General features: G+C 66.2%; 5 protein-coding genes, 1 tRNA gene and 2 pseudogenes. 3 read left to right on the top strand and 5 right to left on the bottom strand.

Going from position 1 to position 12,142, the window contains the following annotated elements; all coding sequences use genetic code 11:
- Position 1: 1 nt before the first annotated feature.
- Positions 2–1,516, bottom strand: a complete 1,515-nt coding sequence (locus CKW46_RS26510) for a rolling circle replication-associated protein (protein WP_015357243.1) — start codon at positions 1,514–1,516, stop codon at positions 2–4.
- Positions 1,517–1,690: 174 nt separating this feature from the next.
- On the opposite strand from CKW46_RS26510, the gene CKW46_RS26505 reads away from it, so the two are divergent.
- A tRNA-Phe gene (locus CKW46_RS26505) sits at positions 1,691–1,755 on the top strand.
- Between the two features lie 241 nt (positions 1,756–1,996).
- Here the strand turns inward: CKW46_RS26505 and CKW46_RS26500 are convergent.
- The 3 genes and pseudogenes from CKW46_RS26500 to metH form a co-directional block, all read right to left on the bottom strand.
- Positions 1,997–2,420: pseudogene (locus CKW46_RS26500) on the bottom strand (hypothetical protein).
- Positions 2,420–3,077: pseudogene (locus CKW46_RS26495) on the bottom strand (nucleotidyltransferase domain-containing protein). The pseudogenes CKW46_RS26500 and CKW46_RS26495 overlap by 1 nt, the downstream one beginning before the upstream one ends.
- A gap of 406 nt (positions 3,078–3,483) precedes the next feature.
- The gene (gene metH / locus CKW46_RS26490; protein WP_482052587.1) at positions 3,484–7,218 is read right to left on the bottom strand and encodes a methionine synthase; all 3,735 of its coding nucleotides are present in this window, start codon (positions 7,216–7,218) and stop codon (positions 3,484–3,486) included.
- Between the two features lie 1,051 nt (positions 7,219–8,269).
- Here metH and CKW46_RS26485 point away from each other — a divergent pair.
- Both CKW46_RS26485 and CKW46_RS26480 read left to right on the top strand, forming a co-directional pair.
- Entirely contained in the window at positions 8,270–9,631 is a 1,362-nt protein-coding gene (locus CKW46_RS26485; RefSeq protein ID WP_166436205.1) for a DEAD/DEAH box helicase, read from the top strand.
- A 92-nt stretch (positions 9,632–9,723) separates the two neighbouring features.
- Entirely contained in the window at positions 9,724–9,927 is a 204-nt protein-coding gene (locus CKW46_RS26480) for a cold-shock protein (protein WP_012396359.1), read from the top strand.
- A 268-nt stretch (positions 9,928–10,195) separates the two neighbouring features.
- Here the strand turns inward: CKW46_RS26480 and CKW46_RS26475 are convergent, their stop codons facing one another.
- Positions 10,196–12,040 (bottom strand): PE family protein, encoded by a 1,845-nt coding sequence (locus CKW46_RS26475; protein ID WP_482053484.1) that lies wholly within the window; start codon positions 12,038–12,040, stop codon positions 10,196–10,198.
- Positions 12,041–12,142 lie beyond the last annotated feature (102 nt).

The following is a 12,142-nucleotide window of genomic DNA, read 5'->3' as shown; positions in this document are numbered from 1 at the left end:
CCTACGTGATTGCGAGCGCAAGCTTGACGACGAACGCTGGACCGTCATTCACGAGGGCATATCCGTCGGCCAGGCCGCCTTGATTGCAGAGCGTTCGTCGTCGGCGGACCCGCCGGTACGTCAAAGTGCCGGTATCGCGGTTGATGCGCGGGACCAGGCGCGTGGCCGTGCGCGGGACCACGGAAGTGGGGAAGTGACTACCCGAATCGCCGTACACCGCCTGGTTCCGCGACCACCGCCGCACGATCCGGCGGGCAGCGATGTACGCGTCCTGGGTCACCTCGACGACGACAATGGCTCTCTTGAGTCCGTAAACACCCCAGAACCGGCCCGGCCCGCGGCCGGGCTCCCGCCATAGTTCTGGCACGATGTGCTGATACTCCTTGTCGCCGTGCACGTTTGGTGATGAATGCTTGGTGAAGTAGATGGCCAGCCGCTTCGGATCGCACGCCCGCAAGCCATTGCGCACGTCGATTGCGGTCCCGGCGAGCCGGTGCCGGGCCTTCTGCTCGGCGTTGGGATGGTCGACAACCTCAGCCCACGTCTCGGACAACCAGTGAGCGAAGCCCCGTCTGGAGCGACCCGGTGATGTCGGCGGAGCCATCCACAGGTGAATGTGCGGTGCGCCGCGCCGCTGAAACTCGAGTTTCCAGATGTACCGAACCGGCTCGCCGTATTCGCGCTCAAATCGTTTGCGCCACAACACCATGTGCCGCTTCACGCTGGCGCCGTCCGGGGCGACGACTTCCCAGTCGCCGGGATAGGTGAGAGTGACCATGGCCGGGACGCGGCCGGACTCCACAAGAGGGGTGTAATCCAGCTCGGCGAAGGTCCGGCACATCGACGAGCGTGATTTGCGGGACCACTCAGTGATGACACCGCCGGTGTTGCACTGGTCGGGTGCCGTAAGGCTCCGTCGTGTCGAAGACCCGACGGCCCGATCACCGTGCCCGACATCGCCTTCGAGGTCACTTCGGAAATGGAACTTCGCATCGTCAACGTCACGTTGGTGACAACCGACGCCCCGCTCGGCGGCTTTCTCGACCCGGACGGGATTGGTCCACCCGAGTCGCACGACGCCGGGACCGACGGTGATGCGAAAACGACCCGATTCAGGTTCGGTGCCTCGACGGCCAGGACCGCAAGCCCACGGTGCTGCCGGCTCGAACAGTGCCGCAGCCGCGGTGACCATCTCGGGACTTGGGAACCGCAGCCCCAATGCGTCGATCGCCCGCAGATCGCCAGTCGCGACCCCGTCGGCGAGCGACTCGCGGACATTTTCGGCACATATAACAAGCCCGCCGGCCCGGGCCGGGTTGAAGCCGGTGCCTCGGTCGACGTCCGGCCGACCGCTGTGGCTCTCGCGCCCTGCGGCCTGGGCGGCCTCGGGCGCTCGCGACCTCCCGTCAACCGAGGCGGCAGCGACACCATGCCGCGAAGACGAGTGTTGTGATGCCGATGTCGAGTCCCGCGTCGAGGGTGTCGATACGGCGGCTGATGATTCGATGCTGGGCATCGGGGTGCCTGCTCCTTGGAGCCCCAAAGGCTGCCCACAACGCAGGCGGCAGCGCCGAAGCTCCTGGTCAGGAGTGCAAGCACCTTGTCCGGTCTATGTCCGTTCGCCGGACAAACTGAATACGTCAGCGCAGCTCAATGCGGCGCATTTGACGCACAGCATCGAATAAACCGCAGGTCAGCGGCTAATCCGTCCGCCTGAAAAGCGGAAGGTCGGCGGTTCGATCCCGCCCCTGGCCACACTCTTTGACCTGTATGGACACGATGACTGCACCCTATGGATGGGTGGTCTTGTCCGGTTCCTGTCGGTTCGCCTGGTTTCGTGCGACGTCGTGGAGCCGATCGAGGTTGGTGGCTACGTGGTCGAGTTCATCTGAGAGAGATCGCTGTATACATTCGCCGGCTGGCGTTGGTATGGCGCAGGTCGTGGATCGTGAGCGGCGCCAGGCCGGTCTTCTTGATGGCCTTGTTCCAGTGGGGGTCACCGATCGGGTTGCCGCTGTTTTTCTGTGTCAGGTTTGTGGCTTGCTGACGCGGTGACCCGTTTGGCTGTCTCGACTAGATGGGAAGCAGCGCGGTTCATCTTCTTGCACTCGGCGGTGGATAGATCTTGGTGTGTAGGCCGCCTTATTCTTGAGGCCGAGGAGGGTGCTCAGGTATTTTTCGGATCCGCTGTCGGCCGTTCTAAGCAGTGTTATGGCTTCGCTGTGAGTCCCGCCTGACGAATGCACGCCGAGTCGGACGCAGCAGATGACGTCGGACGCGGCGATACCGGCGTCCACGAACAGATCACCCGCCGCGTTGGGCATTTCATCTTCGAGATGCTCAGCGGCGTCGAAGAACTCAACTGCCTTGGACAGGCGCCCCGCGGTGACAACGGAATTGCACTCGCGCGTCCCTGCCATCAGGCCCTCCTCGCCGCCTTGGCCTTGCCTATGGGACGCAGCTGCCTATTGAGCCATGCACGTGTCCCGGAGACGGTCAGGCCTTGCCTAGCCACGTCACTTAGCAGCGGCTCACCGGCGGCGGCTGCGGCGCGAAGCTCATCTTCGGTGTACTCGACGACGCGGCCATCGTTACCAGTCCAGGCGTACTAGTTCGGCCACCCGTTGTTCCCACACCTCCGGTTCCTCTGGATGGCTATCGTGTTCGGGGTAGGAGGCACGCACCAGTAACAGGTCGATGTCGCTGTGGAGAGTCATCCGGCCCGTTGCCGCTGAGCCGAACACGGCGGCGTACTTGAGCGTCTTTCCCCACCCTTTGAGGTGCGCTTCGAGGCGGTCCAGGAACGTTGCGGTCAGCCGCGACAGCGCCAGGATCGGCTCTGCCGCAAGATGTTCGGTGTTGAGTCGGTAGGTGTTGGTTCTACCGACCTGATCATTGAGTACCACACCTTGGGTGGTGAGGCGGGTGAGGACTTTGCGGATGCCTTCCCCTGACGCGGTGGTCAGGATGCGCTGGATCTGGGTGATCGTGAACGTCACCTCGCTGGTCGCCAGAACGCCGAGAACGTCGCCGTCCAACGTCGGCGTCACCGTAGCGAATGGCCGGTTCAGCTGCACCGAGGGCGCTCCCTTGCTTGTAACTAAAGTTAGAGCAATTCAACTATAGTTAGAGCGGTGCTGCAACTATAGTTAGAGATATACAACTAAAGTTGAAATGCTTTTGGGTCTACAATGCGACGGTTGGAAGGGCGGCATACATCGTCGCGTTCGGACTTCACCTCGCGCGGCGCCGCAAAAGTGGCTGACATTTCGACCCAGCCCGATCGTGCGTCAGGACCGCGGGATCAGATGGCGGACTCGGTAGCGCGGCGCTCTGGCCGCATTAGGGCGCTCTCAAGCGCCGCGCCGCCACCACACCCGCTCTACTGGTCCGGTCATCTCCCGTCCGGCTCAAACTCCCAATGAATCTGTCGCCCTTGCCAGGCCGCTCGGGCCGCGCAGCGGCGGCTTCTCGGTGGAGCCCTCAGTCCTCCGGGTTGTAGCCGAGGTTGGGGCCCAGCCAGCGCTCGGCCTCCGGCAGGGTCCAGCCCTTGCGCTTGGCGTAGTCGGCGACCTGGTCCTGGGCCATCCGGCCGACCACGAAGTACTGCGACTGCGGGTGCGAGAAATACCAGCCGCTGACGGCGGCACCGGGCCACATCGCCATCGACTCGGTCAGCTCGATGCCGGTCCGCTTGGTCACGTCCATCAACTCGAACAGCGTCGTCTTCTCGGTGTGCTCCGGGCAGGCCGGGTAGCCCGGCGCCGGGCGGATGCCGACGTACCTCTCACCGATGAGCGCCTCGTTGTCCAGTTGCTCGTCGGGCTGGTATCCCCAGAACTCCTCGCGGACCCGCTGGTGCATCCGTTCGGCAAACGCCTCGGCCAGCCGGTCGGCGATCGACTCCAGCAGAATCGCGCTGTAGTCGTCAAGCGCCTCCTTGAACTCCACGATCTTGGTCTGGCTGCCCAGCCCCGCGGTGACGGCGAAGGCGCCGACGTAGTCGGCAAGACCGGTGTCCTTGGGCGCGATGAAGTCGCCCAGCGACCGGTTCGGAATGCCGGCCCGGTGCTCACCCTGCTGGCGCAGGTTGTGCAACGTGGTCAGCACCTCGGCACGGGTCTCGTCGGTGTACACCTCGATGTCGTCACCGACCGCGTTTGCCGGGAAGAACCCGATCACCCCGTTGGCGGTGAGCCACTTCTCCCGGATCAGGGTGTCGAGCATTTCTTGAGCGTCGTTGTACAGTTTGCGGGCGGCCTCGCCGGTGGCCGGATTGTTGAGGATGTCGGGGAATCGGCCCTTCATCTCCCAGGCGTTGAAGAACGGCTGCCAGTCGATGTACTCGCGCAACTCGGCCAGGTCGTAGTCATGAAACTCGCGCACCCCGAGACCTTGCGCGGGCAGCGGCGGCGTGTAGCCGTCCCAGTCGATCGGCGTCCGGTTGGCGCGGGCCTTCTCCAGCGTCAGCATCGGCCGCTCGTTCTTCTGCGAGTGCCGCTCGCGCAGGGCCGCGTAGTCGGCCGCGGTGGCCTCCAGCAGGCCCGGGCGCTGCTTGTCGTCGAGCAACGCGGCGGCGACGGGCACCGAGCGGGAGGCGTCCTTGACCCACACCACCGGGCCGCTGCGACGCGGCGCCACCTTCACCGCCGTGTGCGCGCGTGAGGTGGTCGCGCCGCCGATCAGCAGCGGGATCTGCATTCCCTCGCGTTCCATTGCGGCGGCGAAGTTGACCATCTCGTCCAGGGACGGGGTGATCAGGCCGGACAGCCCAATGATGTCGGCGTCGTACTCCCGGGCCGCGGCCAGGATCTTCTCGGCGGGCACCATCACTCCGAGGTCGACCACGGTGTAGTTGTTGCACTGCAGCACCACCCCGACGATGTTCTTGCCGATGTCGTGGACGTCGCCCTTGACGGTCGCCATGATGATGATGCCGTTGGTCTTGTCCTGCTCCGTGGAGCCGGACTGCGCCTTCTCCGCCTCGATGAACGGCAGCAGGTAGGCCACCGCCTTCTTCATCACCCGGGCCGACTTCACCACTTGGGGCAGGAACATCTTGCCCGCGCCGAACAGGTCGCCGACCACGTTCATGCCGTCCATCAGCGGACCCTCGATCACCTCGATCGGGCGGCCACCCGCGGCGGCGATCTCGGCCCGCAGTTCCTCGGTATCGGCGTCGACGTGCGCGTCGATGCCCTTGACCAGGGCGTGCGTGATCCGCTCGCGGACGGGAAGGCTGCGCCACTCGGCCGCGGCCGGGTCTTCGGGCTTGCCCTTGGTGTTGAACCGTTCGGCGATCTCCAACAGCCGTTCGGCCGCGTCCTCGCGACGGTTCAGGACGACGTCCTCGATGCGTTCCCGCAGCTCGGGGTCGATCGAGTCGTAGGGCACCAGCGCGCCGGCGTTGACGATGCCCATATCCAGGCCGGCCTTGATGGCGTGGAACAGGAACACCGCGTGGATCGCCTCGCGAACGGGGTTGTTTCCCCTGAACGAGAACGACACGTTCGAGATACCGCCGGAGATGTGTACCCCGGGAAGGTTCTCCTTGATCCAGGCGCAGGCCTCGATGAAGTCGATGCCGTAGGTCGCGTGCTCCTCGATGCCGGTCGCCAGCGCGAAGCAGTTCGGGTCGAAGATGATGTCCTCGGCCGGGAAGCCGACCTCTTCGGTCAGAATCCGGTAGGCGCGCCCGCAGATCTCCTTGCGCCGCTCCAGGTTGTCGGCCTGGCCCTTTTCGTCGAAGGCCATCACGACCACGGCGGCGCCGTACTTGCGGCACAGCCGCGCCTCGCGGATGAACTTCTCCTCGCCCTCCTTCATCGAGATCGAGTTGACGATCGGCTTACCCTGCACGTTCTTCAGGCCCGCCTCGATGACCTCCCACTTGGAGGAGTCGATCATCACCGGGACCCGGCTGATGTCCGGCTCGGCCGCGATCAGCTTGGTGAACCGATCCATCGCGGCGACGCCGTCGATCATGCCCTCGTCCATGTTGATGTCGATGACCTGCGCACCGACCTCGACCTGCTGCAGGGCGACCGACAGGGCGGTGTCGTAGTCCTCGGCCTTGATCAGGTTGCGGAACCGGGCGGATCCGGTGATGTTGGTGCGCTCGCCGATGTTCACGAACAGGGAGTCGTCGGTGATGTTCAGTGGCTCCAGGCCCGAGAGCCGGGTGGCCACCGGGATCTCCGGCAGCTCGCGGGGTGCCTTGCCCTCCACGACCTTGGCGATCTCGGCGATGTGCGGCGGCGCCGTCCCGCAGCACCCACCGACCAGGTTGACCAGGCCGGCGTCGGCAAACTCGGCGATGTAGCCGGCCTGATGCTCGGGGGTCTCGTCGTACTCGCCGAAGGCATTGGGCAGACCGGCGTTCGGGTAGCAGGAGACAAAGGTGTCCGCGATCCGGGCCATCTCGGCGATGTAGGGCCGCATCTCCGGCGCACCCAGGGCGCAGTTGAGGCCCACCGCGATCGGCTTCGCGTGCCTGATCGCGTTCCAGAATGCTTCGGTCACCTGACCGGACAGCGTTCGCCCGGAAGCGTCGGTGATGGTGCCCGAGATGATCACCGGCCAGCGGCGTCCGCGGTCCTCGAACAGCGTTTCGACGGCGAACACCGCCGCCTTGGCGTTCAGGGAGTCGAAGATGGTCTCGATGATGATTATGTCGGCGCCGCCGTCGACCAGGCCGTTGGCGGCTTCCAGGTAGGCGGCGACCAGTTGGTCGTAGGAGACGTTGCGGGCTCCGGGGTCGTTGACGTCTGGCGAGATCGATGCGGTCCGCGTCGTCGGCCCCAGCGCCCCGGCCACGTAACGGGGCTTCTCCGGGGTGCTGAACTCGTCGGCGGCCGCCCGCGCCAGGGCCGCGCCGGCGTAGTTGAGTTCGTAGGCCAGCTCGGCCATGTCGTAGTCGGAGAGCGAGACCGCGTTCGCGTTGAACGTGTTGGTCTCCAGAATGTCGGCGCCCGCCTGCAGGTACTCGCGGTGGATTCCCTCGATGATCTGCGGCTGCGTCAGGCTGAGCAGGTCGTTGTTGCCCACCAGATCGCTCGGCCAGTCCTTGAACCGCTCGCCTCGATAGCCGGCCTCATCCGGGCGGTCCCGCTGGATCGCCGTGCCCATCGCCCCGTCGATCACCATGATCCGCTGGCCGAGGGTGGCCGTCAGTGCGTCGGTGCAGTCAGGGCGGATATTCGGCTCAAAGGCGCTCACGTTTATTCCCTCCGTAGCGGAAGGCGTCCTTGACTCTGCCGAGCGTGGCGGATACCGGCGGGGAACCGGCGAACCGTTGCAACGCCTCTCGACCCACAAAAGTCTACGTCGTCACGCGGCGGTTCGTTGCTTGTGCTAAGTGTCCGAGCTTCGGCGGGCGGTTATCACCACCGAGGCCGCCCAGGCTCGGACACCATCACCGGTGCCAAACGAGCGCGTCGCTGGCCCGGTTCGGTTCAACTCCTGGGGCATGGTTTGCCGGGCCCGAGCTTGGGCGCCGGACAGTGACACAATCGTCGCCGAGACTGCGCTGATGCGTGATCCCGCCGCCGATACCTCAGAAGGTGTCGCTGCCAACGCTTCTGGTGCCACGCTGGCCCGAAACACAAGTGGCACCAGGTAGCGGTGCACGAACGATCACTACATCGGTTGGCGGCCAATAGGTTTGATCGAGATGACCTTGGCGCGCGGCCAGTCGTCTCGGATGATTACGTCGCCGAGGTGGCAGATCCGTTGTCGGGCCGGTCTGAAAACGTCGGGTAGCTGACCGGTTGGCCAGAGGTTTCGCCCGGGGCGATGTATTCCGGTGTCTCCGGGTGGGAGAACAGGTTCGAGTTGTCCACTTGGTGTCCTTCCAATGAAGGGGTCGGCTGGTTAGCACTGTCGACAGAAGGACGAACGACGACGATCGTATCGCGCGCAGGTCTTCCTGGTGGTGCGTTGAAGAGTTGCGATCACCGCTAGAGCGCGGTTCATACATAACTGTACGGGCAGTGATGTTGGGCACTCACGCCCACCCGGCGGCGGTGGTGGGCACGTCCGAGGTCGCTGTGCTGTTATGCTGCTAACAACGTTGACCGTTGCATTCGATGGTCAGCACGTCGTGAAACGCTTCTTCACCCCCCGTGCTCGCCCTGCTTTCGGGGCTGATGCCGGCGCAGTTCGTATCTCGGCGATCGATTTTGCCCACCGGCAATTTCGCCACCTTGTACTGACCGAACGCGCGTATCTCGCTGCCCACTCGGCGGAACCGATCCTGAAAGACATCAAATTGACTACTGGTACGACCTTTGCTGATCTCGGCGTGGGCGAATCGCTCATCGAGGTGCTCGCCGCCCGCGGGATCAGCCATCCCTTCCCTATCCAGATCGAAACGCTGCCCGACACGCTCGGCGGCCGAGACGTCCTCGGCCGCGGCAAGACCGGCAGTGGCAAGACGCTGGCCTTCTCCCTTCCGATGGTCAGCAGGCTGGCCGGGCGCCCGCGCCGCCCAGCCCGGCCCACGGGTCTGGTTCTTGCCCCCACCCGGGAGTTGGCCAGCCAGATCACCGCGACGCTGCAACCTTTGGCCGCGGTCAATGGCCTGCGGGTGACCACGATCTTCGGTGGGGTGCCGCAAGGCAGGCAGGTGACGGCGCTCAATTCCGGCGTCGACATCGTCGTGGCCTGCCCGGGCCGGCTGGAAGACCTGATGAAGCAACGATTGATCAGCCTCGACTCGATCGAGATCACGGTGATCGACGAAGCCGATCACATGGCCGATCTCGGTTTCCTGCCCGGGGTCACCCGCATTCTTGCGGCCACCCCGAGCGGCGGGCAGCGACTGCTGTTCTCGGCGACCCTGGACAACGGGGTCGACAAGCTGGTCAACCGATTCCTGCATGACGCCGTGCTGCACTCGGTCGATAGCTCCGATTCGCCGGTGCCCCAGATGGTCCACCACGTGTTCCACGTCTCGGGCGCGGCAGCCAAGAAAGACCTGGTGCACCGCCTTGCCTCGGGTACCGGCCGCCGAATCCTGTTCATGCGCACCAAACATCAAGCGCGCAAGCTTGCCAAGCAGCTCACCGAATCCGGTGTCCCGGCCGTCGATCTGTACGGCAACCTTTCCCAACCCGCCCGCGATCGAAACCTCGCCGCCTTCAGCAAGGGTGAGGCGCGGGTGCTGGTCGCCACCGACATCGCCGCCCGCGGCGTGCATGTCGACGGCATCGAATTGGTGGTGCACATCGACCCACCCGCCGAGCACAAGGCTTACCTGCACCGGTCCGGCCGCACGGCGCGGGCCGGGAACGCGGGTGACGTCGTGACCGTCGTGCTGCCCGAGCAGCGCAAGGACACTCATGCGCTGATGCGTCGTGCCGGAATCCGGGTCACTCCGCAAGAGGTCACCGCCGACTCGGCCGCCGTACATGAGCTGGTCGGTGACATTGCGCCCTATCAAGCTCCCGCGCCGAAGCAGGTGGCGGCACCGAAGAAGGCGGGCGCACCGAAAAAGGGGGCCGCGCCGAAGAAGGGGGCCGCGCCGAGGAATGGTGCGGCGCCGCATGGTTCGCCGCGGCCGAGGTCCGCGGGTTCCGGCAGCCGCCGACGGGGTCCCCGGCCTGGTCGTATGCGTCAGGAAACGTCATAGGACGCAATCAGTTTCAATGATTGCGGCTTGCGCTACGCTAGTTGTCCGGTCGTTGTTGGTACGTCCGGTAGTTAAATGAAAGAAGTAAGTGAATGGCACAGGGAACTGTGAAATGGTTCAACGGAGAAAAGGGCTTCGGCTTCATCACCCCTGACGACGGCACGAAGGACCTCTTCGTCCACTACTCGGAGATCCAGGGCAGTGGCTATCGCTCGCTCGAGGAGAACCAGCGGGTTCAGTTCGAGGTTGAGCAAGGTACCAAGGGGCCCCAGGCGGTAGGAGTCAGCGCCGTCTAGGAACCCCTCGCAAATCTTCGGGGAAATCCAGCCTTAGCGGCTCATCCACTCGATGGGTGTGCCGTGTGACCGGCCCGGATCGGGTCGGTGACGGTTCGCTGGGTTCCCCGAACGGAAGCTGTAGCACTTCCCCCGGCTGTTTCGCTGTGCGCCCACCAGGGCTTCGGTAGCGGTACCGCCGGGGGAAGTCGGCCGTGCTCGATCTGGTCGTTGAACCAGGGGAGCGCGCGCACAAACCCCCAGCAAGATCACCTCGGCCCGGCAGGATCTACGGGGCTTGGCCGCCGTGCCCGCCGATGCCGCCCGAACCGCCGAAACCGCCATGATCGCCGGACGGCCCGGTGCCTTCGGTGCCGGGTTGGACGGGCCCACCAGCGTATACGCCGCCGCTGGTGTAAGCGGTACCGCCGGCTCCACCGTTGCCGCCGTCGCCGCCCCATCCGGGGTTGAGCACGCCGTATCTGTTCACGCCGTTACCGCCCCAGCCGCCGTTACCGCCGTCGCTGCCGACGCCGCCGTATCCGTTGCCGCCCCAGCCGCCGAAACCGCCGTCACCACCGGATCTGAAGAAAAGCGTGCCCTTCGGGCGGGTGCCGCCGTTGCCCCCGTTGCCGCCGTTGAAACCCCAGCCGCCATACCCGCCGTTGCCGCCGTCGATGTCGGGTTGATCGCTGGTGGTGGAGCCGTTGCCGCCATCGCCGCCGTCACCGCCGTCGCCCATGGTTCCCTGGACACCGTGGGCGGCCCTGGTGGCGCCGTCACCGCTGAGGCCGCCCTGACCGCCACTGCCCCCGTAGGCGCCGTTCCCACCGTTACCGCCATCCCCTCCGGAGCGCCACGACGGGTCACCGGAATGGCCGTCACCTCCATCGGCGCCGTTGCCGCCCATACCTCCGGTACCGGCGGCGCCGTCGTGGAATCCCTCGGCGAGGGCATGACCGCCAGCGCCACCGGCCCCGCCGTCGCCGCCGTTGCCGCCGCGCGCACCGGCCCCGCCGGAACCGCCGCGGTCTCCCGGAAACTCCCCGGCCGACCCGGCTTGGCCGTCACCGCCGATGCCGCCGGCGCCGCCGGTGCCGCCGATTCCGCCGGCACCACCGTGGCCTTTGATGTGTCCGCCATCGCCGCCGATCCCGCCCACACCGCCATTACCGGCATCGCCGGCCCTAAACCCTTGCGCGCCCGGGGTTCCGCCGGGTGAGCCGGGGCCGCCGGCCCCGCCGATGCCGCCGGTTCCGCCGGTACCGCCGTTGCCGTAGTCCCCGGCATTGCCGCCCTTGCCGCCGGGCCCGCCATCGCTGCCCCGCCCGCCGGGCGCTCCGGTGGCCCCGGGGCCACCATCGCCGCCACGGCCACCGTCACCGATCCCGCGGGCATCCCCACCCGGACCACCCGCGCCACCGGCCACGGTGGGGTCAAACGAGGCCGCCCCGGGACTACCCGGCCCGCCATCACCGAGCAACAAACCCCCATCACCACCGGCCCCGCCGGCCATCATGGCCACACCCGAGTTAGCCCACCCGGCCCCACCGGCACCACCAGCACCGATCAGCCCGGCATCCCCACCACGGCCGGCCGCACTGGTGGCCGTGGCCGCCGCCCCCGGGCCGCCATCACCGAACAACCACCCCCCGGCCTGCCCGGCACCACCATCGACACCCGCGACCCCCGCCGCCCCGTTGCCGATCAACTCCCGGCCGGTCAACGACTCAAACGGCGCATTGACCAACGGATCGAGCAGCTCACCCGCCGGACTGGCCAGCCAGGCCTGCCCCAGCGTTTGCACCGGCTCCGCCAACACCTGAAACTGCCCATCGGCCACCGCCGCCGCCGCGGCGGTCTCGGTCTCCAGATAGGCGGTCCTGGCCGCATCCAGGATCTGCACGAAACGCTGATGGAACTGCTCCAACTGGGCGCCGAAGAGCTGGTAGTCCTGCCCCAGACCGCGGAACAACCCCACCACCGCCACCGACACCTCATCACCACCGGCGGGCACCATCGTGGTGGTCGCCGCCGCCGCGGCCGCGTTGGCCACCCCGATCGAGGACCCGATACGCGCTAAATTCCCCACCCCGTCGGCCACCACCTGCGGGGCCACCCTGACCAACGACACCACACCCACCGCCCCTTCAGCCCACCACACCCAACACCGATCGGCCGACGATATCGACGCAGGTCAACGACCTATCCACGAATCACCAAGATCACCACAACA

It is taken from the genome of Mycobacterium liflandii, assembly GCF_022354805.1.
Classification (GTDB): domain Bacteria; phylum Actinomycetota; class Actinomycetes; order Mycobacteriales; family Mycobacteriaceae; genus Mycobacterium; species Mycobacterium marinum.
The sequence above is the reverse complement of the archived record's forward strand: the minus strand, read 5'-3'. Positions and strand labels throughout refer to the sequence as shown.

What these genes read in the sequence shown, in the direction of transcription:
- CKW46_RS26510 (WP_015357243.1), bottom strand. Translation starts at nt 1,516, where the DNA reads ATGCCCAGCATCGAATCATCAGCCGCCGTATCGACACCCTCGACGCGG.
- CKW46_RS26480 (WP_012396359.1), top strand. Translation starts at nt 9,724, where the DNA reads ATGGCACAGGGAACTGTGAAATGGTTCAACGGAGAAAAGGGCTTCGGC.